The following is a 23367-nucleotide window of genomic DNA, read 5'->3' on the forward strand; positions in this document are numbered from 1 at the left end:
CTGTAAGTATTATATTATCACTGCTAAAAATTTAGCGGGTTTATCGTTAAGTGCTATCATCGCATGTCTGTGTGCTGAATCAAAGAAGATACAATCTCCTTCGTTCAATATGATTTCGTTGTTGTGGATGTAAATTTTAAGTGTGCCTTCAAGCACGTAGTTGAATTCCTGGCCGGGGTGTGAATTAAGTGAAGGCACAGGATTCTTTTCGGGATCTACAACAACAAGGAATGTTTCAGCTTTTTTGTGAATGAAATTTGAGCATAGGTTTTCGTGGGTATACTCTTTTCTGCGGTCAACTGAAACTCCTTTGTTTGCACGAGTAACATCAAAGATACTCATTCTGCTTTCTTCACCGGTTAATAATAATCCTAAATCAACCTTAAAAATATGTGCAAGTTCATATAAAAAGCTTGCAGGGATGTCTACTTCGCCTGTTTCATATTGATTGTAAGTCTCTTCCTTTATGTTTAATTCAGATGCAATTTCACTAATTGAAATGTCTGAAAGTTCTCTCAATTCTCTAATTCTATTCCCAATATCTTTGTTGTATTCATTCAAAATAAACACCTTATTTTTTTCAATTGATTATAATGATATAATAAATATTATAACATATAGTAAGTTTGATTTTAACTTTATTTAAAGGTTATTAAAAATCGTGATAATTCGTTATAAATTCACAAATTTCTGAAAAAAATGAAAGTTTATATATTAAAAAAAATTAATTCTAATTAGTCAATAAAATTTTTATTAAATGGTGAGTTTAATGTCCTCTTCAGAGATTGGTAACAATGTAATTTTTAAAAAGCAATTAGGTTTAAACTATGAAATCGACCAGAAGTATGTCGGTATTAAAATGAAGGAAAACAATATTCTGTCCTTTAATTTCAGGGTTCCTGGTTCTTTGATAAATGATGTTGAGTCATATTTTAAAAGATTTAAGTTAGGTGAACCAATTTTAGTTGATATCGGAGGAACAGGAGATATAAGATGTGATTTTAAAGGAATTTCACCAGTCTTGAAAAATAAAAACGAACTTGACCAATATTTCATCTCAGCTACTTTGCAGGAAGACAAAAAGTACGATCCTGTCGAAGAGGAAAAATGTGAAACATGCAGTGGATGCGGATTCCACTAACCACTCTTTTTTTTATGAATATGCTCTTTTTAAGGCGTTTGTTTCATCAATGATATACTTTATCAGAAGTATTGTTGATACTCCAACTATCCCTCCAAGCAATATTATCCATGGAAACTGGCAGAGGAATGCATCGGCATTCACAATGTCAAGCAGTGATGCGGCAACGTTATTAATAAAGTGAACACTTATAGGAATTAGGATATTGTCTGTTTTAAGGTATAGGATGCACATGCATATTCCAAACAGGAATGCGCTTATTATCCCTCCGAAATCATGGCCCGCTGCAAATATCAATGATGAAATTATCATTGCCGGAACAAAGCCAATTTTGATTTTTAATCTGTTAAAAAGAATTCCCCTAAATGCCAGCTCTTCCATAATGGGAGCGAATATTAATGTTGTAATGCTGCTTAGGAGAAATGCACCTGGAGTCAAATCGATTTTGTCAAAATCAAATCCTGTCACCCAAGTCGGGTCGACCATTCCAATTGCAAAATCAAGCACGGTAACTAAAAATAGAAATATGAATGCAAAGCATATGTTGATTGCAAATATATAGAGAATCTCCTTTCTATTTTTCTCTAAAAACAAATCTTCAAAGTTTTTTGAAAGTCCTGTAGTGTCTTTCAAACACCAGAAAAAGAATATTAAAATTAATGAGGATATTAATATGAAAAAAAGGTCATCATTTTCTTCAAACACTGGAAAAATCGCCATTATCACTCCGCCAATGATGATTGTGACGACAACCCATACAAAAAATTCCCTTAGTCTGATAGTTCTAAGGCGAGTATTAAAATTAGTCACTTGTTTATCCATAATATTATCTCTATAATACGCTTTCAAACCAGGTTATTGTTTCTTTCAGATTTTCTTCAAAATTACTAGGATTAACTTCAAAATCAATCTTTTCAAGATTTGAAACGTCCGCTAATGAATGCTTAATGTCTCCTGCACGTTCCGGAAGATATTCCGGTTCGACATCTGAGTTGAGAGTTTCCTGTATAATCCTGTATAATCTGTTGACGGAAAGCTTTTCTCCGGATGCAACATTCACGATTCCGTTATAATCTGATTCGCAGGCTTTGATATTTGCCTGAACAACGTCCTTTACAAAAATGAAGTCTCTGGTTTGTTCGCCGTCACCGTAAATTACAGGCTGTTTGCCTTCAAGAAGGGCGCTGATGAAATTAGGTATTACTGCAGCATACTGAGAGTTTTTGTCCTGTTTTGGCCCAAACACGTTGAAGTATCTGAGCGCGGTATAGTTCAAGCCATAGCTGTCATAAAATGATTGCAGATATAACTCACAGCAAGCTTTAGATGCGGCATAAGGTGATGTAGGCATTGGAATCTCGCTTTCCTTTAATGGCATATTGGTATTTTCACCGTATACAGCTGATGAAGATGAGAACACGATTTTTTTAACGTTGTTCTTTACTGCAGATTTTAAAAGTCTTATGGTGGCATTAACATTATTCTCATTGCAGCTTACAGGGTCCTCAACACTTAACGGCACACTGGCCATTGCGGAGAGGTGAAAAATGTAGTCTATATCCTCGAGCAATTCATCCAAATTAGCAGTACTTAAATCATCTATTGTTATTTTCAAATTAGCATGTTTTGGATTTTTTAAATTTTTCATGTTGCCTGTGGAAAGATTATCAATAATAGTGACTTTATTGTCATCTATCAGTTCATCGGCAATATGTGAACCGATAAATCCTAGTCCACCGGTAATTAAAATATTTTTATTCTTCATTGAGCCACCAATAATTAATTTAAATAATAATTAAGCTTGTTATATAATTTTTAAGTAACAATATTTATATATTTTTATATGTATATTTATTAGTTAAGAGGAGTCTAATAATATGTTTGATTTGGTGTATGATACCATATTTTTTGCTTCATATGGCAATATTTATGGGCTTGGCAATATAGCTGTCAGTTCATTTGATGTTTTATTAGCTTATATTGTAGCTATTATAGTTTCAATTATAGTAGCTTTAGTCTTAAAGATTCCATTATTGCCTAGCAAACCATATAGGTATTCTTTTGATGTAAGTGCATTATATCCGACTCCAATAATAGCTATTGGTATTTTTTCAATTTTTTTAGTTTTAAATTATACTTTTATTTATAATGGAATGGTATTGGCTGCTATTATAGGTATTTTGTCTGCATTATTTGTGAAATATTTATTTGATTTTGTATTTCCAAAGCCTTTGGATGAAACTAATGGAGAGGATAGCAATGAATGAAATAATCGGAGTTGTAATTGCTGCTATTCTATGTTGGCTGAATTTTGTCATTGTGGACACCTATTTCGGACTTCCTGAACAACCTGGTGTAAGAGGAGCAAGGATTGTTGGGGAGGATGTCAAAAGAAGGGGTGGAGACATTGCAGGAGGCTTCTTCCAGGGAAACATTTTATGTTCTCCTGATGCTTCTGCAGGTACATTGATGGCTTCCATTGGATATTTGCTTTTAGGAATTCCTGGGGGGATTATAGCGGCATTTCTCGTATGCATAGGTAATAGATTATGCGCTGATCCGGGATATGCCGGAACTGTTGGAAGTTTGACTGCAACAATTATCATATTTATTTGTTCATTTGTCGGTTTAACTCCTGAAATGTTTATTGTGGGAATGGTAATTGCAATCTTGACCATTCAGGGAATTGATCAAGTTAGGGCATCTATTATTTTAGGAAAGATAGCTCAAAAACTCAATAGGCATGCAAGGGAGTGATTATATGTATGTTGAAATTATAGGAATTATAGTCATTTTCGTAGCGTTAAGAGCTTTGATAACACAAAATAGAGCTGAAAGATTACTTTATTTGAATGTTATCGGTTTTGGAGTGTCTGCAATAATTGCTTTAGTCATCAATACTCCATTCGCTCTTGTAGTTGCAGCTGCATTCTTTATTTGTTCTACAATTAGCGCTAATGCAATTGCATATACATTGAAAAAGCTTGATGATGAAATACTATTGGAGTGAGACAAAAATGGAAATCGTATCAATAATCGCAATGGCTTTAATGCTCATAGGCGCATTTGGGATAATATTCCTTAAAAAACCATTGGATAAGGTCATCATGTTTTCAATACTTGATGCAGGATTCGTATTGGTTCTTGTCTTATTCAAATATCTGGATGTGGCAATGTTCGCTGCTTTGGCAGATCCATTATCCACATTAGTATTCATTTTAGCTATTGTAAAAATCAAGGAAATTAGAGAAAAGAAGCTAGACAGTGGTGATATTCAATGATTGATGTGCAGATATTCTTTTACTTTGGTATATTTTTAGCTATTGTCGGAAGTATTGCTACTGCTTGGGGTCCGGGAGTCAAAGATCCGGTCGTAAGAACTTTCAATACTGAAGTGGCTTCAATTGGTGTATGTCTGGTATTGCTGTGCTATAATCACGTTTTAGCGTTATTGACATTACTTGCAACTACTGTAATTATTACATTAATCTTATTTAGAGCTATTATTCGTTTAGAAGAGATGGGGGCAGATGTATGAGAATAGGGGTTTTATGGAATAAGCTTGCTGAACCTAAAAATATTCCTCGTCTTTTTGCATTCAGTTTAGGAATTATTTTAATCATCGGTTTGATAGTGCCGATGGCATTGAATCCAGATCAAATATATGTAAGGCCAGCTCCACAGGTTCAGGTGGATGACGGTTTGTCAATCGCTCCTTATGACAGGGGCGGTGAGGTTCTAAAGCATCCTGGTGAAATCAACCCTCAATATCCTGATAATGCCGCTGAACTGGGTATGATTACAGGGTATATGTCTCCTCTAGCAGAATGGGTATCATCAGTATCTCCATACTTTGGAACTTCAATTTATTCATCTCCTGGTGGACTCATAGATGAAATCCTCTATTATACAAGAGGTTTCGATACAATATTGGAGTCCAGCATTTTGATGATGGCGTTCATTATAGCATCATGGTTATCCGTTAATTATACAATGAATAGGAAAAATGATGAAGATGAAATAAGAAAAGATGTTAAAAAGGCAATAAATGATTCTACACAGGTAGCCAATGAGGTTAAGGCCAGTGATGTCATAGCCAGAACAAAACAATTGAGGAGGGATAACTAATGGTTTTAGTACCTGCCTTTGTCCCTGATGCATTTATTGCAATGTATCTGCCTGCAATCTATGCGGGTTTGATTGTTGGGTTTATAGCAACAATGGCTATCGCGATGAAAAGAGAAGAACTTCACATTCTCATTTTGACCGATTTGGTCGGGCTTGCAATGATATTTGTCGTTTCTGCAGTGGGAACAGACCTTGCAGAAGCGTTGATCTTACCGGGTTTGGTTGTAGAATTGGCTGAAACTTTAGCTATTTCCGAGATTTTAATTACTCGAGAAATGCGCATAATAGAACAAGACCCAAGAAGAAACTTAAACAAGTCCGCTTCTTTATTCCCTCAACCTTTTTCATTGGACATGGAAATATTGACCACAGCTCCTAATTTCATAGCTTTGGTATTGATTGGTTACGGTATTTTCTTAACCGGTTTTACCGGAGGGGCAGTAGCTGGTGGAGGAATCGTCTTGTATGCGCTATCCAAAAAGGCAAGAGGATTGCCTGTGTTGGTATTGGATGGAATTGCTGGAGTTTCTGGAATAGCATGGTGTTTATGGATTATAGGATTTTTATTATTCTTCATAACACCTCAATATTGGCTGTTAAGCTTATTTTTAGCAGCATGTGGATTATTATTAAAAGTAGCTTCCAAAGTAGGTTTGATTGGACTGCTTATGCGAGAGGACATTGATAAGGAGTAGGTGATGAGTATGGATTTCGTTACACTTGGAGGAAATTTGCTTGGAACAATTCCGCTTGGAGACATTGTTTTATACATCACACCGTTTAACTTGTTCCTTTTTGCAGTCTTATTAGGATTTACCGTGTTAATAGCATTCAGTAAGCCTGAAACTCAAATAGAAGCTACCTTGCATTACCTGAATAATACTGAAGTTAAAGTAGGTCCGAAGGAATTCAAGCAAAGAAGATTTCTGTCAGTGGTTTGCGGCATTGCATCTGCAGGCGCAATGATAACTGGAGATTTATTTAACTTTACATTGTTCATGGCTTTAGTAGGTATTTTAAATATTGGAATTGTATCTGCCGTAAAACAGACTAGCGTTTTAAACTCCGCATTTAATTATGGTTTAATAGCCATGATGTGCAGTTTACCGCTATTTGGTGGAGCGGCAATAATCCTTGCATCAACAGGTACACTGTCCCTGGCGGTATTGTCCCAAATGCCGGCCAGTCCGATGGTCGTATTTGGTGCTGCATTGATGTTGATTGGAATTTTAGGTGAAAGTGGTGTGGCGCCATTTTTCGCAAGTAAGGCAGAAATGTTTAGGACTGCAGGTTCTCCATTTATTGTCATTATTCACTTGAGTTCATTGTTTATTATTGTAAGAGCTGTCGAAATATTGTTATTGGTATTGTGGTAAGTGGTGAGTATGTTTAGTCAAAAGAGCACATGTATTATATTATTGGCATTATCAACAATAGCTATTCTTGCTTGCTTAGTTATAAACTTCGATGCATGGATCGTTTATACAGTAGCTATATTTGGTATTCCATTATGGATTTTATCTTTAGGTTTATTGACAATGGCTAAACCAAAACCTGAAGATGCAGAAGAGAGGGTGAAAGAACCATTTACTGGGTATTAGAGTGGTATTATGAATTTAATGGCAGAAATTTTAATTCAGGTTATTATTGCATTTCTGGCAGGAAGCCTGCTTCTAGGATTGCACAGAAAAATCATGGCACGTGTTCAAAAACGTCCGGGACCACCTATAGTCCAGCATTTGATACACTCTTTGAAATTTTTCTTTAAGGAAACTGCAATTCCAAAAACAGTTTCAAAGGTATTTTATATAGGTATTGTTTTCATATTGGCTTTGATTTGGATTGTTGGGGTCATTGTAGGGCCTGTGGCTCATGATTCATTACTGATATTGTTTGGAGTTTATGCAGTCTATAAGATTGTTGAGCACAACTCAGGATCAAGCTCCGGTTCACCGTATGGAAAATTGAGTTGTGTAAGGGCTGTTCTTTCAGCGGCAAGTGAACTTCCTTTGTTTGCGGCAATCATATTCGTTTATATGGTGACAGGCACTATGAACATTGGTGAAATCATTACTTATCAATCAGTCCATGGTCCGCTGATATTTTCAATTCCGCTTGCGGCTTTGATGTTCTTCATGTTAATCATTACTAAATCCCCTTATTCTCCATTCGCAATAACAAAGGATAAGGTTTTGATTTCAGGATTTGAAACTGAACACTTCGGATTTTTGAGAGGGTTCATGCTGTTTTCAGAATCCATTGCATGGTATGTGATGCTTTGGGTATTCCTGACAATATTCTTCGGTCCTTTAAATGCTGTAGGATATTTGATTGGAATGCTTGCAATCACATTCATTACAGGATTTATTAATGCTACAACTCCATTGCTTAGTCCAAACCATTCAGTTATGACTCAAATTACTATAGGGGCAATATGCTTCTTTGGAACAATATTGATGATATTTACAGGAGTGGTTGCATGAATAGTGAAGATGTAATTGTTTATATGACCGCATTAGTTGCTATCGGCATAATATTTATTGGTATTTTAACAACAATTTTCCACTCAGCTTTAATAGCTCCGATAGTGATTATTGGAGTAATATTGGCAGCATTCGTATTGCTTGCAAGAGGCAACTTTTCACACAAGATTGAAAGTATAGAGAAGGTATGTTTTATTATAACACTTATGGCAATAATTTGTTCATTTATATTGCTTTATAAACCGATGTAGGAGATATTATGTTAGATTATATGATTTATATACTTGCATTCGCAGTTGGATCCATTGTTGGTCTTGTATATAGTTACAAACAACATGGGGAGCCGTTTGTTGCAGTAACTGACATTAATATAATAGCACTTGTAATTGCAATTGTGGGATGGTTTTTAGCATTCAATTCAGGCAATGTTATTTTATCTGCAGTTGGTTTTCTTTTAGGCGGATTTGTAATGGGTGAACGACCTGGATACGGTAGAAAAGAAACTGCCATTGGTTTAATAATTGCAATAATTGTGTATTTGATTTTAAGAGTAACAGTATGATGTGATTGGAATGGATGATGATGCTAAATTAAGATTGATGCAAAAAAGAATAATAAAAAGTTATGCCTGGCAAAGAGATGTTATAGTTCCACTTTCCAAGGAATTTGATTGTACTGTTGATGAATTAGAAGATGTTTTCTTTGATTTGTTTGATATGGATACGCTTCAGGCATTGCATGGAACATTTAAATCTGCTGAAGAAATCTGCCTTTCACAGAAGCTCAATGCAGATTTGAGGCTATGCTGGTTTATCCAAACTTTGGAGGCAATAACTCCGCAAGATGGTGAAAAACTCAAGGAAAAATTAATTGAAGAGTATAAAGATGGAAAATCATATGATGAAATATTAAAAGAAGGTAGATTAGAGTTATTCGAACTGTTGAAAGAAGAATCTAAGCGTTAATGTTTATTGTATTATTTAATAAAAAGAGGGAGTAAAATGTTAAATGCTATTAGGGATGTTGTGAGAAAAAGCTCAATTCATGTCTGCATTGTCAATTGTGGCGGTTGCAATGGATGTGACGTGGAATGTGTCGCATTGCTATCTCCAAGATATGATTTAGAGCAATATGGTATATATGTTCACAATAATCCTCGTGAAGCTGATGTTCTGCTGTTGACCGGCGCTGTCACAGAGCAGTGGGTTGACAACTTAAAAAGAATTTATGATAAGGCTCCTGAACCAAAAATAGCAGTGGCGGTAGGAAACTGCCCGCAGTCTGGTGATGTCTTTGCTCAGGAAGGCGGTCGCGTATATGCGCCGGCATCCGATTTCATCCCTGTTGCAGCAGCCATTCCTGGATGTCCTCCTAGACCTAGTGAAATACTGGAAGCCATTCTGGCTGTTGGACCTCAAGCTATTGCTGATAGGGGGAGGGAAAGCCAATGATAGTACCTATTGGTCCAATTCACCCGGCTTTAAAGGAACCTATAAGGCTCAAGCTTCAAACTGAAGGAGAAAGGGTTGTTAAAGCCGAAATTGAATATGGTTATGTTCACAGGGGAATTGAAAAGATAATCGAAGGTAAAACCTGGCAGAAAGGTATTTATCTATCTGAAAGGGTATGCGGAATCTGTTCATATGAGCACACTCAAACTTTTGCAGAAACCATTGAAAAGATTTCTGATGTTGATGTGCCTGTAAGAGCCCAATTCTTAAGGGTCATTACAAATGAACTTGATAGGATTCAAAGTCATTTTCTTGCCAATTCTACATTCTTCAAGTCAATGGACCATGAAACCCTATTCATGCATGTTTTGGAGTTAAGGGAATATGCAATGGATGCAATTGAACTTTTAACCGGAAACAGGGTAAATATGGGATGGAATGTAGTTGGCGGTGTGAGAATGGATGCGGATGAACGCCATTTCAAACCGATACTTGAAAATCTTGAAAAGATTGAGGAAGGCTTTGAGAGAACTCGCGCATTGTTTGCGGAAGGCCCTGCACTTGCCTTAAGATGCAAGGGCATAGGATATATGTCTAAAAAAGAGGCAATTAAAGGAAGGGCTGTAGGCCCAATCGGAAGAGCATCAGGGCTTACAGAAGACTTAAGAAACGGCCATTACACCTATGATGATTACTTTGATTTTAAAGTAATCACAAGAAACGAAGGTGATAATTACGCAAGAACTTTAACCAGATTTGACGAAATTCCAGAATCAATCAGCCTAATCAGACAAGCTATTGATAATATTCCTAAGGGGGAAGTTCGAACACCTGTTGACTTGAAATCAGGTTATGCAATGCGCAGAAATGAAGCTCCTCGTGGAGAAGTTACCTACATGATAGAAACCAACGGTAATCTAATCAAGAATATTTCAATAAGAACTCCTAGTATTGCAAATATGGACTCCTGTGCAAAATACATGATTCGTGACGTTCCAACAGTTGCCGATGCAGTATCCACCTATGCATCATGCGACCCGTGTGTTGCATGTGCCGAAAGGGTGGCCATTACTAATGAGCAAGGCAAAACTGATATAAAAGACTTTTACGAGGTAATCTAAATGTCTTCATTAATGTGGTATATTTTCGATTTTGCAAGAAAGGCATGGGCTGATGCATTTACAAATGCAAAGACTTCTCCGGAGATTGCTGAAAAACCTGAAAGATTTAGAGACTTCCCAAAAGTCAACAAGGAATATTGTATAGGTTGCGGAGCTTGTACAGTTTCATGCCCTTCACCAAATGCGATAAAAATCATAAGGGAAAAGGACAGTGAAGAAAGTGAAGGGATGACATTTCCTGTAATCAATCCTAGCGCTTGTATTCGTTGCGGTTTTTGTGCTGAAGTATGTCCTACCGATCCTAAGACATTGGAATGCGGTTTAAATCATTTGATTTTGCCTGAATTTAACATAATTCCTTCTAAAAGGCAGTTCATTGTTGATGATTATTTATGCATCAAATGTAAAAAATGCATGAAGCAATGTCCTGTTGATGCAATCAGCATTGTTAACGATAAGCTTCAGGTGGACCAGCTCAAATGTATCTCCTGTGGGGACTGCCTAGGAGTTTGTCCTGTAAACGGTGCAATGAAAGGAGTGTTTGTCGATAATTTACAAGACCAAAAAGATTTGATTCTTTTGACTGTAAATTACCTTGAGGATTACATTAACAGTAAGGAAGATGACTTAAGGTCCTTAGAGCAAAATGACCTGTTGCAATATGATATTCCTCTTTCTGGAATTTGGGATGAAGCATTAAAAATTATTCCTGATGAGGAAATTTCATTAGAGATTATTACAAATGCGGTAAATAGACTTAAAATTAGAATTATAGATTGGGACGAATCAAAGTGTGAAAAATGCCAGTTATGCGTTCCAGAATGCCCTACCGGATGCATCACTTTTGATGAGAATAATGATACAATCGTAAGGGATAAAGACAAATGTTTACGTTGTAGTATTTGTTACCAAACTTGTCCATTTTCAGTAATAAAATATTTCATTGCTAAATTCTCCCTCGATGGTGATGAGATTATTCATACTACTGTAAAGGCATCTAATTTAAATGAGAATATCGTTATGGAGTGAGTGTTATGATAGACAGTTATACTAAAACACCAAGACCATTAAGGCACGTTGATGTTGATTATGTCATTGATCAGACAAAATGTGCGCAATGTAAGGATAAGCCTTGTCTTAATTCATGTCCAATCGATGCAATTTTTGAGGATGAAGATGATGGATTCATCAAATTAAAAAATACTTGCTTCGGTTGTGTATTGTGCCGTAATGCTTGCCCATATGATGCAATATCTCTTGATGTGAAAATGGACCCTCCTTTAAAGGAAAATGTTCCAAACATCAACGTAAAATTATGTAAGGCATGCGGGGCTTGTGTACAGGCATGTAAAAACGGTTCCATTCATATTGTTGCTGATGGAAAACAGGAACCTCACAGTGAAATTGATAAGGACACATGTATTCGCTGCGGGTACTGCTTTAGAGTGTGTCCGACTGATGCAATCAAATACGGCCAATTGCTTCCTAAAACCGTTAAGGGAGGTAAGGCCATTGTCGTCAACCAGGATAAGTGTATCGGATGTATGACTTGTACAAGAGTATGCCCTTCAATGGGTGCAATAAACGTGGCAAGAACAAATAAATTGCCATACATTAATCCGGGATACTGTGCCAGATGTGAGGAATGTATGCATTCCTGTCCTTCAACAGCAATCAAGTACTCTTCACGTAAAAAGGCTTATAAGATGTACAGTGAAATCAAATCATTTGATATTGTATCCAGCATTGCCGATTATGATATGAAAAGATTGTCCCTTGACTTGATTAGCTTGAATAAGGTTTTGGAAAAAGTAGGCAAGTCCATTGCTTTGGAATTCAATGACCAACAATTTGAAAATTTCATAGAATACAAGGTAAATGACTTGATGGAAAAAGAGCTGAAAGTCAGTTTGGATTCCAGTATTGAAATAGATAAGTTTTCAGAATTATTCGGATCTTATCTGATGGACAGAAACATCGAAGTTTATGAAAATAAATGTATTGCTTGCGGGGACTGTTATAATGTATGTCCTGTCGGAGCAATTAAACAGGATGGTCCAAACCCGATCAGAATCACTGATGATTGCGTATACTGCGGAAAATGTGTTGAACAATGTAAATTTGATGCTATTGGGGCTTATGATGATTACTTCTATAGTAAAGACACTGATTTGTATTATGCAAGATCATACCTGCATTATCAAAGAAAAGGAGATTTCTCACTTTCCCAAACAAAATGTCAAGCATGTGCAATTTGTGTCAAAAATTGTCCAACCAATGCATTAACATTAAATGATGATAAAATCGACTTCGATGAGGAAAAATGCATTTATTGCAGAACTTGTGAGGCAATTTGTCCTTTAGCGGCAATAAGAATTGTTAACTTCAGGTGATTGGATGTTTGAAAAATCATTTATTACAGATTGTGAAGGCCCATTAACTTTAAATGACAATGCTTTTGAAATGTCAGCCCACTTCATAGAAAATGGGGACCAACTATTTAAAATCCTTAGTTTGTATGATGACTATTTGGCAGACATAGTTAAAAAGGAAAATTACAAAGCAGGAAATACTTTAAAATTAATCTTGCCTTTCTTTGTTTGTGAAAACATTAAGAATTCTGATTTAATTGATTTTTCTCAAAATAATATCTATGCAGTCAGTGATTCAAAATTCCTTTTAAGCTACTTGAAAAAATCAATGAATACTTATATAGTCAGTACCAGTTATGGCCAATATATTGAAGCACTCTCCAATTATATGGACTTTCCATTCAAAAACGCGTTTTACACAAAAGTGGATGTAGATGCATTAACATTAAATGATGAAGAAATGGAAAAAATCGCTGATTTCAAACAGAAGATATTGGACAATCCTGAAGATTATGAACTGTTTGATGAAATTTTCTTTTCAGAAATTCCAAAAATGGGCATTTACAGTGAAATTGAAAAAATAAATGTTGTCGGCGGCGAAGGCAAAAAATTAGCTATTGACGAAATAATTGGAAGGGATAAAATCAATGTCGGTGAAATTCTCTACATCGGGGACAGCATTACTGATGTGGAACCTCTTGAATTTGCTAGAAAGAATAATGGCATCAGCATTTCATTCAATGGAAATGAATATCCTCTAAATGTTGCTGAAATAGCTATTGTTTCCCCAAGTGCAGTTGCAACCTGTGTAATCGCGAACATATATTCAAACACTGACAAAAATAATGTTTTGACATTTATAGATGAGTATAATGATTGTAAAAATTTAAGGGAACTATTTGAAAAATATGGTGTTGATTTGGAAATTAAAGATAAATTCTTTGATGTTTTCAGCAGCGGAGAATATCCGATAATCAAAGTTATTGATGATGAAAATTATGAAGATATCCTAAAGGTAAGCAAAGACATGCGAAATAATATTCGCGGTGAGGATATCGGAGGATTAGGTTAAATTTAATTGAAGGTAATAGAATGAGTTATGAAAAAGTACAGGATACATTTTTTGAAGCTTTTGAAGGAAAATGTGTAAGAGCCTTGATTACAGGACCAAACGAAAAGATTGTAAAAAGGGCAGCTTATGATTCAACTTCCACTCCAAGTGCCGTAATCGGCAGGGTGGAAGGTGGAGTTGAGGGATTTTTAGATAAGAATGAAACTCCTGATGGCAGATGCGGTGCCGTTGTACAATACTGGTTGGATGGGGATGATGTGGATAAGTTCGCATTCGAATTATCCTACAGATTGAGGCAGGACGTTTTAGTTAAACCGTTTACACGCATATTTGATTATTCCACATCAAGCAATGATGAATATATCGAAATGATGGATATTGTAGGTCATTGCGGTGACGGCTATGAATGGATTGTCGAAGAGTACGGCAGAAGAATGATAAATGTCCCAATTGCAGTTCCTGATTTTCAAATTGAAGAAAAATTCAGATTAAACGATGGAATCATGGGCGGAAACTTCTGGTATTTATGTTCAACTCAAGAAGCGGTTCTTGATGCTGGTGATGCCATAATCGATGCAATTATGGATGTTGAAGGAGCCACCACTCCGTTCGATATTTGTTCTGCAGCTTCAAAGCCGGAAACAAACTATCCGGAAATAGGTCCTACAACAAATCATGTTTACTGTCCTTCATTGAAGGAGTCTTTAGGTGAGGAATCTAAAGTTCCTGAAGGCGTCAATTATATTCCTGAAGTTGTTATTAATGCAATCGATGAGGAATCAATGAATAAAGCTATTAAGGCAGGTATTGATGCTGCTTTGGAGTTTGAAGATGTAATTTGCATATCTGCAGGTAATTTCGGAGGAAAACTTGGAGATAAAAATGTTAATCTATTAGATATTTTAAAGTAAGGTTTTAGAATGGAAATTTATGATAATGATCTTAATGCGGAAATAATAGGATTTGGAGCATTGAATGTGGATAAGCTCTATTCAGTTGATAAAATTGTTTCCCATGATGAGGAAAGCTTTATCAAAAGCGAAACTGACACACCAGGAGGTTCTGCAGCAAATACTATTGTGGGGCTGTCCAGGTTGGGTTGTTCAACATCAATCATAGGAAAAATAGCTGAAGATGAGGACGGTGATTTGATAGAGTATAATCTGGCCATCAACGGTGTTTTCACAAACAACCTAATTTATTCACAAACCGGTTCGACAGGAAAATGCATCGGTTTTGTTGATAAGGATGGTGAGAGATGCCTTTACATATCTCCGGGAGTAAATGATGAGATAAAAATTGGCGAGATAAACCCGTTAAATATTATGAGATGTAAAATAATGCACTACACATCCTTTGTCGGCGATTCATTTAAAACTCAGATTGAACTTTTGGAAAAGCTAAGCAGAGAAACTCTCTTAAGCTTTGATCCTGGAATGTTATATGTCGAAAAAGGATTTGATGAGTTAAGGCCAATTCTTGAGAGAACTGATATACTGCTTATCAATGAGCCTGAATTAAGATTATTATGTAATAATAATGATGCTGATTTGAAAGAATTAACCGTTGGTCTTTTGGACTTGGGAATTGATACAGTTGTTGTAAAACAAGGTTCCAAAGGCGCTTTTGCAATAAACAATCGTGAAGAATGTTTTGTTGAAGCATATGAATGTGATGTTGTTGACACTACTGGTGCAGGAGATAGTTTCAACAGCGGATTTTTATATTCCTTTTTGAAAGGTTTCAGCCTTGAAAAATCTTGTAGGATAGGAAATTGGACAGCCAGCAAAGCCATACAAGGTTTCGGAATGGAAAAGTTTCCTACAGCAAAGGAACTGGAGGAATTCTTTTATATCAATAATGTTTATTAAATAATTAGTTAGTTGGTAATAATATGAATGTATCTTTTATAAAACAGATGAAAAACCTTGAACGTGAAGTTCTTTTGAAATCTGTTGAATTAGATGATGATGGGGATGATTTCCAATTTGAGCTGGAAGATTTCAGCACTGAAGAGGAAATTATCGCTGTTGCACCTAAATGCGTAAGATGTAATACCTGTGTTGAAGCATGTCCAGTTAATGCAATCGAACCAGCTAATATTTTTAGAATAGCTAAAATAACTGATAAATGTGTTAAATGCGAAATTTGTGTTCAGACATGTCCAATTTCAGCAATTAAATTAATTTACAACTCAGTTATTTACGACCATGAGGAAGATAGGGATGTCATTGAATATGATTTAAGCAATGTCCGTTCTCCTCATAGGGTAGTTAGGATGAATAATATTTCAATTGATTATTCAGTTGATAATAATTGGGATGATTGCGCTAATTTATGCCCAACAAATGCATTCACTCTTGAATTTAAAGAGTTCTTCGATGATTTGAATATGGATTTAGGCATTGAACTAATTGAAGATGAGCTGTATCCATATATTAATGAAAAGATGTGTATTGGATGTGGCGCATGTGTTGCAATATCACTAAATGACAATGCTGTTGAGCTTGACAGATACATTGGACCTATTGTCCATAGCAGAAACATAGATATTAATCATGAGGCATGTGTAAATTGTTATTTGTGTGAAGAAAATTGCCCAACAGGGGCTATTGAATTAGTTGATGGAGAAGTTGTTCTTGACAATGATAAATGTATAAGATGTTTGGAATGTAGTCATCATTGTCCTGTAGGAGCATTAAAACGTATTGAAATGAAATAAATTTGGGGTTTGATTATGAGAGCAAAAGAATTAATGGACAAAAATTTTGTATATTTGAACTGTGATGACAGTGTTGTGGAAGTATCAAAAGTAATGGAAGAAATTAGACGTTTTACCTGTCCTGTTGTAAATGACAATAAGCAATTGGTAGGATGGATAACTTCTTTTGACATTACTCGCGGATTAAGAGAAGGCAATGAAAAGATTTCAGAAATTATGAGTGGTTATGATGAAGTCGCAACCGTTCATGAAGAGGATCCTGCAAGAAAGGCAGTTATCTTAACAGCAAACAACAAATTCGTTACAGTTCCTGTTGTAAATGATGACAATCAGGTAATCGGTATGGTCCGTGCTTGTGATATAGTGGAATTATTATCCGATTTATATGATATTAAAGTTGAAAACTTATACAAGGCAATGCAAAACCAACTAAAAGGCGTAACTTGGGAAGAATTAATGGCTGCATCTGCTTTGGTATCTACAAAAACTACTGGTGTAAAGATTTCACCTGAAGAATATGAAGCAAACATTACCGATTCGACTTTTGGTGAAGCAATTTGGGCAACTGGTGGTTTGGAAAAATTCTTTGCAGGTTTGATTTCTGTAGGTGAAATGGTTATTGCTCGCCGTGTTGGCAGGGCAAGAAAATAAATCTGAAATGATATTATGAGAGATTATAGCGAATATCAAGATAAAACTATTCTTGTAACTGGTGGTGCGGGTTGTGTTGGCAGTAATTTAACACGCAAATTCGCCGATTTGGGTGCCGAAAAGGTAATTATTTTAGACAATCTTTCTTCAGCCTACACTTGGAATATTGCTGAGAGAGATAATATAGAATTCATTCAGGGAGATATATTGGATGATGCCGTTTTAAAAAGGGTATTTAAACAAAAGCCCGATTATGTTTATCACTTGGCAGCACATTTCGCAAATCAAAACAGCGTTGACAACCCGGAAAAGGATTTAATGGTAAATGGTATAGGAATCTTAAAAGTTTTACAGTATGCTCAGTTGGCTGGTGTTGACAGGTTCGTTTACTCATCATCCGGATGCGGAGTGTATGGCCTCGAATCAAAAATGCCATTCGAAGAGCATGACATATCAATTTCTCTCCACACCCCTTACCAAGTAACCAAATTGCTTGGTGAACTTTACACTAACTACTTCCACAATTTATATGATATGGATATTGTAAACGCAAGATTCTTTAATGTTTTTGGACCGGGGGAAGTTCCGGGAAAATACAGGAATGTAATTCCGAATTTCATGTATTGGTCTAAAAATGGGCTGGCTCTTCCAATTACAGGAGATGGTTCTGAAACAAGAGACTGGACTTTTGTAGAGGATATATGTGATGGATTAATAGCTATGGGCATTGAAGAGGAAGCTATTGGTGAAGCAATTAACTTAGGTTCCGGAAAGGATCACAAAGTCATCGACATGGCGAATAAAGTAAATGCATTAACTGGAAACGAAGCAGGTATTAAATATGTCGCTCGCCGTGATTGGGATGCTAAAACTAAATTGCTATCTTCAATTGAAAAAGCGAAGGATATCCTAGGATATGCTCCAAAGGTCTCATTTGATGATGGGCTTGAAAAAACTCATGATTGGTTCTGTGAAAATTGGGAAAACATTCAAAAATCAGCTGAGTTTTAATTTACTTTTGTGGAAGGGAATAAGACTTTCCACACAATTATTTTTATAAATGAGTAATGACTTAATTTTAGTATTGATTAAGTTTTCATTAAAGGCGGTACATTAAATATGCAAAAAGTTATAAATTCACATTGTCATATCTATCCTGAAAAAATTGCCTCAAGGGCGGTTATGGGAATTAGGGATTTTTATGATTTGGACATGTCATTAACAGGCAGGATTGATGACCTTATAGAAGATGGAAATAAGGTCGGTGTTGTACATTATTTGGTTCACTCCGTTGCAACAACTCCGAAACAGGTAAAATCAATTAACGAATTCATTGGTGAAGTTGTAAATGACAATCCAGATATTTTTTCCGGTTTTGGAACACTTCACCCCGATAGTGAAGATATTGAAGGTGACTTAGAACATTTATTAAGTTTAGGTCTTAAAGGCGTAAAATTACATCCTGATTTTCAGCAATTTGCTTTAAATGAGGAGAGGGCATTCAAACTTGGTGAGGTAATTAATAATGGCAATGTTCCAGTTTTAATTCATTGCGGAGATTACAGATACAATTATTCCAATCCCGAACAATTAAAGCCATTTCTTGAGAAATTTCCAGATATGCAGGTTATTGGAGCTCATTTTGCGGGATGGAGCGTATGGGCGCAAGCTACTGAAGAGCTTGCGGGAACACCAAATTTATATGTTGATTTAAGTTCCAGCCTTTATGCATTATCTTCCGAGGATGCCAACAAATTTATTCATGCATATGGTGTAGATAAGGTATTATGGGGTACAGATTATCCGATGTGGGAATCTGAAAGCGAAATGGAGTTATTCCATAAGATAGGTCTTACAAAAGAAGAAGAAAACATGATCCTTTATGAAAATTCCGCAAAAATTCTTGGCTTGAAATAAATTGGCTAAAGAATTTTTTACTTTTTTTCGATGTAAAGCAAAGTATTTTATAATTTTATTCAGATATATATTATTAATCAAAATTGTTAAAAAATATTTTGAAGTTATATTTGAAAATATTTAGATAAATCTGATTTATTTAGTATATTATTCAATAAGATTTCAAGGGATATTTATTATTCTTTTTAATAATTTGTGATAAATATTGGTTTTTTGTGATAAATATGGTGGAAGAAAATAGTAATATGTTACTTGGTGTTGCTGATAAACCGCCGGCATTTAGAATGGTTTTATTGGCTATTCAGCATGTATGTGCAATGTTTGGAGCTACAATATTGGTTCCTATTGTTGTGAACACCACTGCCGGTGCAGATATCTTGTCAATACCTGTAGCATTGGTCTCATCTGGTTTAGGTACATTAATTTATTTGATTTGTACCCGTAATAGAAGTCCAGTATATCTGGGAAGTTCGTTTGCATTTATTGCCCCTATGATTGCAGGTTATGCAATTGGAGGAACTGGAAGTGTATTTACAGCATTGATGATTGTTGGTCTTGTTTATGTAATTATTTCCTTGATAATTCGTATGTCTGGCCCTGGATGGATTAACAAGTTACTGCCTCCTGTCGTTGTTGGTCCTATGATTATGGTTATTGGATTATCTCTTGCTCCAACAGCCATTTCAGAAATTGGTTTGGATTTGGCGGTCGTTCCATGGAATAATTTAGTTGTTGCATTTATTTCATTCTTAGTTACTGCATTAGTGGCAGTTCGTGGAAAAGGAATTCTGCAAGTTATTCCATTTTTAATAGGTATTATTGTAGGTTACGTCGTAGCGGCATTACTTGGTATGGTAGACTTTTCACAAGCATTAACTGCTCAAGTAATTGAAATCCCTAAATTTTACTTGCCGTTCTTACATTATGACTTAAACTTTGCAGCTGTTCTAACAATTGTTCCAATTGCTTTGGTAACTATGGTGGAGCATGTTGGGGACCATAAGGTATTAAGTGAAATTATTGGCCGTGATTTAATCGAAGATCCAGGTCTTCAAAGAACTTTACTCGGTGACGGTCTTGCAACATTCTTAGCTGCATTCTTGGGAGGTCCAGCAAACACAACTTATGGTGAAAATACTTCAGTTGTTGGAATGACTCGTGTTGCATCTACTTATGTAATAGGTCTTGCAGCTGTGATAGCAATAATATTTGCATTTTCCGGACACTTAACTGCTCTTTTAACAGCTATTCCTGCTCCGGTTCTTGGTGGTATTTCAGTATTGTTATACGGATTCATCTGTGTAAACGGTCTTAAAATATTAATCCACAACCAAGTTGATTTTAACAACACTAAAAACGTTGTTGTAGCAGCAACTATGCTTGTTTTAGGTTTAGGAGGAGCATCAATTTCTCTTGCAACCGGTGACCTATCATTAGCTATTTCAGGTATGTCTCTTGCAGCTATTGTTGGAGTAATCTTAAACTTAGTAATTCCGGAGGAAAAACATGAATGAATTTGTTTTAAACCATCCGTTGATTACCCATAAACTTGCAATTTTAAGGGATATTAATACTGGTACAAAAGAATTCAGAGAATTGGTTACTGAGATATCTACAATATTGGTGTATGAAGCCATGCGGGATGCAAAACTTGAAGAAGCAACCATCGAAACCCCTTTAGAAAAGATGGAAACTGGAAAGTTGAATGAAGATAACTATGCTGTAGTTCCAATTTTAAGAGCGGGTATGGGTATGGTTGATGGAATATTGAATGTCATTCCGAATGCAAAAATCGGCCACATTGGTCTTTACCGAAATGAGGAAACCTTTGAGCCGGTTGAATATTATTATAAAATGCCTGATGGAATTGATAAAAGGGAAGTTCTTGTAATCGATCCGATGCTTGCAACTGGTGGAAGCGCATCAGCTACAATCTCAAGACTTAAGCAAGACGGAGTAACCAAAATCAAAATGTTATGTATTGTTGCAGCTCCAAAAGGTATTAAGACTCTTGAAGAAGACCATCCGGATGTGGAAATTTTCTGTGCAACTGTTGATAGGGAATTAAATGAGAATGCATATATTCTCCCGGGTCTCGGAGATGCAGGTGACAGGGTATATGGAACAAAATAGTGAAGTTTGACTTCACTTTTTTCTTTTTTTAGATGCATTATGTTTTTGAATGTTTATGTAGGGTTTTATCCCATTCGATAAGATATGGTGATTGATTTTGAATTGGAATTTAATTTGGCCGATTTTAATAGTCATCGCTTCAAATACATTCTACAATATATGTATGAAATCCATGCCTAATGATGTGGATCCTTTCGGAGCGCTTATGGTTACCTATTTGGTTTCAGCAATTATTTCGGCAATTATTTTTATCTTCATGGTCGGCCCGTCTAATGTTTCTTTGGAGATAGGTAAAATTAATTGGACTTCAATCGTTCTGGCGTTAGCTATTGTAGGTCTTGAAGTCGGTTATGTATTTGTATATCGTGTCGGATGGAGTGTAAGCACAGCATCAATCGTTGCCAATATTGGCCTTGCCTGTGTGCTTATTGTTGTTGGTTATCTGTTGTACAAGGAAAATGTGTCATTGCATCAACTCTTTGGAATTTTTGTTTGTATGATAGGATTAATATTAATTAACATTTGAACTCATTTTGGCATGATGATAGTATAATAATTATATATAGTAATCAAGTATTTTATAACGGTGTTATCAAAAAAGGAAATCTTCTTTTTTTCCTTTTTTTGCCAAAATAAACTTTTTCAGCGGTTTTTTAGAAAATGATTTTATGGCCTTTAATCGACGTATAAATTGTTGTAATTGATTGATTTCTTTATTTGACCGTTATATTCTCTTGTAAATTTATAGTTCATTAAATATTTATTTAATAATATAAATGACATTTTTTACATTAATTTTTTTTGAATTTATGTTGTTCTAGAAGAGTAATACAATATTTAAGAGTATTAATTTTTAATTAATAGAAATCAAGTTAACTATTTTTGTTTTTAGCGATAAAACCGTGCTTTTTTTCGAGTTTTACCATTGATTTCAAGTTTTTTATCCAAAACATTTAAATGTATTGAACACTAAAGATATTAAAAAAAGTTGGTAAACAATCAAAATAAAAAATATAATAAATTTTTAAAAAAAGTTTGTTGATTGTAAAGTTTTATGAAAATTATATGCAAAAACATTATGGCGATTTTTTGTTAATGTTTATTTTATTATAATTTGGTGTAATTATGAAAATTAAAAATGAAATAATTTTCATTAGCTTAATGTTATTGGTATTGTTGAGCATCACCTGTGTAAGTGCAACACAGGAAATTGATGAAAATAGTACCCTGGAGGCTAGTGATGCGATCAATGAAGTTTCAACTTCATTTGGTCAAACGATTCAAATTTCTGAATCAAATTCTGATAATGCACAATTAAGTGCTGTTAATTATGATGTTGAAGATAGCTCATCTTCTGGTGGTGCTATTTCAACGGATGTTCTTAATTTTAATAGTAATGTTGAAGATGAATGTACTGCCGTTAATGCTGCTGAAACTTATGATTTGAAGGTAACAGATAATGGTGATTCAGGTAATAATCTTGGAGCTAGTGATGATAAGATCGATGTTTATTTTGTTGCTCCGGACAGGACTCTTCATGTAGAGGAAATTGATAATGGTTATAGTTATCCTATTATTTTAAGGGATATTGAAGGTAACGGTTTGGCTAATAAACCGGTTACTCTTACTTTTAATGGTCAAACTCAAACTTTAAAAACTAATAGTAGAGGTTGGGCTTATTTCAATGTAAGTGCCGATGATGCCGGTTATTACCCAGTAAGTCTTGATTTTGCTGGCGATAGTGATTATAATTCTCTTTCATGTCTTGACTTTAGGGCTGTTACTGTAATTAAATGGAATGTTAGTTTTGTTGCTCCTAATAAGAAGTTTGATGTAGAGGAGATCGTTGATGGTTATACTTACGGTATGACTCTTAGAGATAGTGAAGGTACTGCTTTGGCTGGTAAGAAAGTTACAGCTACTTTTAATGGTAAGACTCAGACTAAGACTACTAATGCTAATGGTAGGGCTTATTTCAATTTGAGTGCTGGTGCTGGTGTTCATCAGTTGGATATTGATTTTGCTGGTGATAATTATTATAATGCTCTTTCTGAAGTGAGAACTATTACTGTAATAGGAAGGAATGTTACTTTTGTTGCTCCTAATAAGAAGTTTAATGTAAATGAAGTTTATGACGGTTATACTTATGGTATGACTCTTAGGGACAGTGAAGGTA

32 protein-coding genes are annotated in these 23367 nt (G+C 35.3%); 29 read left to right on the forward strand and 3 right to left on the reverse strand.

Annotated elements, in window-relative coordinates; translation table 11 throughout:
- Nucleotides 1-9: 9 nt before the first annotated feature.
- Nucleotides 10-570, reverse strand: coding sequence for a helix-turn-helix domain-containing protein (locus IJI93_RS04840; RefSeq protein WP_292820714.1), 561 nt, complete (start codon nt 568-570; stop codon nt 10-12).
- Nucleotides 571-769: 199 nt separating this feature from the next.
- Between IJI93_RS04840 and IJI93_RS04845 the strand changes: the two genes are divergently transcribed.
- Entirely contained in the window at nt 770-1141 is a 372-nt protein-coding gene (locus IJI93_RS04845) for a hypothetical protein (protein WP_292820717.1), read from the forward strand.
- Between the two features lie 12 nt (nt 1142-1153).
- Here the strand turns inward: IJI93_RS04845 and IJI93_RS04850 are convergent, their stop codons facing one another.
- Both IJI93_RS04850 and IJI93_RS04855 read right to left on the reverse strand, forming a co-directional pair.
- Nucleotides 1154-1963 (reverse strand): CPBP family intramembrane glutamic endopeptidase, encoded by an 810-nt coding sequence (locus IJI93_RS04850; RefSeq protein ID WP_292820720.1) that lies wholly within the window; start codon nt 1961-1963, stop codon nt 1154-1156.
- 10 nt (nt 1964-1973) lie between these two features.
- Complete coding sequence (locus IJI93_RS04855; RefSeq protein ID WP_292820723.1) at nt 1974-2906, reverse strand: NAD-dependent epimerase/dehydratase family protein; 933 nt, start codon at nt 2904-2906, stop codon at nt 1974-1976.
- A gap of 112 nt (nt 2907-3018) precedes the next feature.
- Between IJI93_RS04855 and ehaA the strand changes: the two genes are divergently transcribed.
- The 28 genes from ehaA to IJI93_RS04995 all read left to right on the forward strand — a co-directional run.
- Nucleotides 3019-3408 carry an energy-converting NiFe hydrogenase A subunit EhaA gene (gene ehaA, locus IJI93_RS04860; protein WP_292820726.1) on the forward strand — a complete coding sequence of 130 codons (390 nt, stop codon included), beginning with the start codon at nt 3019-3021 and terminating at the stop codon, nt 3406-3408.
- Entirely contained in the window at nt 3401-3898 is a 498-nt protein-coding gene (locus tag IJI93_RS04865; protein ID WP_292820729.1) for a hypothetical protein, read from the forward strand. Before ehaA ends, IJI93_RS04865 begins: the two co-directional genes overlap by 8 nt.
- A gap of 4 nt (nt 3899-3902) precedes the next feature.
- Nucleotides 3903-4151 carry a DUF2109 domain-containing protein gene (locus IJI93_RS04870; protein ID WP_292820732.1) on the forward strand — a complete coding sequence of 83 codons (249 nt, stop codon included), beginning with the start codon at nt 3903-3905 and terminating at the stop codon, nt 4149-4151.
- A gap of 7 nt (nt 4152-4158) precedes the next feature.
- Nucleotides 4159-4422 carry an EhaD family protein gene (locus IJI93_RS04875; protein WP_292820735.1) on the forward strand — a complete coding sequence of 88 codons (264 nt, stop codon included), beginning with the start codon at nt 4159-4161 and terminating at the stop codon, nt 4420-4422.
- Nucleotides 4419-4679 carry an EhaE family protein gene (locus IJI93_RS04880; RefSeq protein ID WP_292820738.1) on the forward strand — a complete coding sequence of 87 codons (261 nt, stop codon included), beginning with the start codon at nt 4419-4421 and terminating at the stop codon, nt 4677-4679. The genes IJI93_RS04875 and IJI93_RS04880 overlap by 4 nt, the downstream gene beginning before the upstream one ends.
- A complete protein-coding gene (locus IJI93_RS04885) occupies nt 4676-5269 on the forward strand; it encodes an EhaF family protein (protein ID WP_292820741.1) in 594 nt (197 codons plus the stop codon). Before IJI93_RS04880 ends, IJI93_RS04885 begins: the two co-directional genes overlap by 4 nt.
- Complete coding sequence (locus IJI93_RS04890; RefSeq protein WP_292820744.1) at nt 5269-5964, forward strand: EhaG family protein; 696 nt, start codon at nt 5269-5271, stop codon at nt 5962-5964. The genes IJI93_RS04885 and IJI93_RS04890 overlap by 1 nt, the downstream gene beginning before the upstream one ends.
- Nucleotides 5965-5973: 9 nt before the next feature.
- Entirely contained in the window at nt 5974-6645 is a 672-nt protein-coding gene (locus tag IJI93_RS04895; RefSeq protein WP_292820747.1) for a hypothetical protein, read from the forward strand.
- Between the two features lie 9 nt (nt 6646-6654).
- Complete coding sequence (locus tag IJI93_RS04900; RefSeq protein WP_292820750.1) at nt 6655-6870, forward strand: DUF788 domain-containing protein; 216 nt, start codon at nt 6655-6657, stop codon at nt 6868-6870.
- A gap of 9 nt (nt 6871-6879) precedes the next feature.
- Entirely contained in the window at nt 6880-7752 is an 873-nt protein-coding gene (locus tag IJI93_RS04905) for a respiratory chain complex I subunit 1 family protein (protein ID WP_292820753.1), read from the forward strand.
- Entirely contained in the window at nt 7749-8003 is a 255-nt protein-coding gene (locus IJI93_RS04910) for a hypothetical protein (protein WP_292820756.1), read from the forward strand. Before IJI93_RS04905 ends, IJI93_RS04910 begins: the two co-directional genes overlap by 4 nt.
- An 8-nt stretch (nt 8004-8011) precedes the next feature.
- Nucleotides 8012-8314, forward strand: coding sequence for an energy-converting hydrogenase subunit EhaL family protein (locus IJI93_RS04915; protein ID WP_292820759.1), 303 nt, complete (start codon nt 8012-8014; stop codon nt 8312-8314).
- A gap of 10 nt (nt 8315-8324) precedes the next feature.
- A complete protein-coding gene (locus IJI93_RS04920; protein WP_292820762.1) occupies nt 8325-8717 on the forward strand; it encodes a DUF1959 family protein in 393 nt (130 codons plus the stop codon).
- A gap of 36 nt (nt 8718-8753) precedes the next feature.
- Entirely contained in the window at nt 8754-9203 is a 450-nt protein-coding gene (locus IJI93_RS04925) for an NADH-quinone oxidoreductase subunit B family protein (protein WP_292820765.1), read from the forward strand.
- Nucleotides 9200-10324, forward strand: a complete 1125-nt coding sequence (locus tag IJI93_RS04930; RefSeq protein ID WP_292820768.1) for a nickel-dependent hydrogenase large subunit — start codon at nt 9200-9202, stop codon at nt 10322-10324. Before IJI93_RS04925 ends, IJI93_RS04930 begins: the two co-directional genes overlap by 4 nt.
- The gene (locus IJI93_RS04935) at nt 10325-11353 is read left to right on the forward strand and encodes a 4Fe-4S binding protein (RefSeq protein WP_292820770.1); all 1029 of its coding nucleotides are present in this window, start codon (nt 10325-10327) and stop codon (nt 11351-11353) included.
- Nucleotides 11350-12717, forward strand: coding sequence for a 4Fe-4S binding protein (locus IJI93_RS04940; RefSeq protein ID WP_366513279.1), 1368 nt, complete (start codon nt 11350-11352; stop codon nt 12715-12717). The genes IJI93_RS04935 and IJI93_RS04940 overlap by 4 nt, the downstream gene beginning before the upstream one ends.
- Nucleotides 12718-12721: 4 nt before the next feature.
- Nucleotides 12722-13768, forward strand: coding sequence for a hypothetical protein (locus tag IJI93_RS04945; protein WP_292820776.1), 1047 nt, complete (start codon nt 12722-12724; stop codon nt 13766-13768).
- Between the two features lie 20 nt (nt 13769-13788).
- On the forward strand, nt 13789-14679 hold the full coding sequence (locus tag IJI93_RS04950; protein ID WP_292820779.1) for a formylmethanofuran--tetrahydromethanopterin N-formyltransferase: 891 nt from the start codon (nt 13789-13791) through the stop codon (nt 14677-14679).
- Between the two features lie 9 nt (nt 14680-14688).
- A complete protein-coding gene (locus IJI93_RS04955) occupies nt 14689-15639 on the forward strand; it encodes a carbohydrate kinase family protein (RefSeq protein ID WP_292820782.1) in 951 nt (316 codons plus the stop codon).
- Between the two features lie 23 nt (nt 15640-15662).
- The gene (locus IJI93_RS04960; protein WP_292820785.1) at nt 15663-16490 is read left to right on the forward strand and encodes a 4Fe-4S binding protein; all 828 of its coding nucleotides are present in this window, start codon (nt 15663-15665) and stop codon (nt 16488-16490) included.
- Nucleotides 16491-16505: 15 nt separating this feature from the next.
- Nucleotides 16506-17141 carry an HPP family protein gene (locus tag IJI93_RS04965; protein ID WP_292820788.1) on the forward strand — a complete coding sequence of 212 codons (636 nt, stop codon included), beginning with the start codon at nt 16506-16508 and terminating at the stop codon, nt 17139-17141.
- Between the two features lie 15 nt (nt 17142-17156).
- Nucleotides 17157-18152, forward strand: coding sequence for an NAD-dependent epimerase/dehydratase family protein (locus IJI93_RS04970; protein ID WP_292820791.1), 996 nt, complete (start codon nt 17157-17159; stop codon nt 18150-18152).
- A gap of 108 nt (nt 18153-18260) precedes the next feature.
- Nucleotides 18261-19058 carry an amidohydrolase family protein gene (locus IJI93_RS04975; RefSeq protein WP_292820794.1) on the forward strand — a complete coding sequence of 266 codons (798 nt, stop codon included), beginning with the start codon at nt 18261-18263 and terminating at the stop codon, nt 19056-19058.
- Nucleotides 19059-19282: 224 nt separating this feature from the next.
- Nucleotides 19283-20572, forward strand: coding sequence for a uracil-xanthine permease family protein (locus tag IJI93_RS04980; protein ID WP_292820797.1), 1290 nt, complete (start codon nt 19283-19285; stop codon nt 20570-20572).
- Nucleotides 20565-21191 (forward strand): uracil phosphoribosyltransferase, encoded by a 627-nt coding sequence (upp, locus tag IJI93_RS04985; RefSeq protein ID WP_292820800.1) that lies wholly within the window; start codon nt 20565-20567, stop codon nt 21189-21191. Before IJI93_RS04980 ends, upp begins: the two co-directional genes overlap by 8 nt.
- 97 nt (nt 21192-21288) lie before the next feature.
- Nucleotides 21289-21717 (forward strand): EamA family transporter, encoded by a 429-nt coding sequence (locus tag IJI93_RS04990; protein ID WP_292820803.1) that lies wholly within the window; start codon nt 21289-21291, stop codon nt 21715-21717.
- Between the two features lie 599 nt (nt 21718-22316).
- On the forward strand, nt 22317-23367 hold a 1051-nt coding region (locus tag IJI93_RS04995; protein ID WP_292820806.1), incomplete at its 3' end, for a hypothetical protein.

Source organism: Methanobrevibacter sp. (assembly GCF_017431965.1).
Classification (GTDB): domain Archaea; phylum Methanobacteriota; class Methanobacteria; order Methanobacteriales; family Methanobacteriaceae; genus Methanocatella.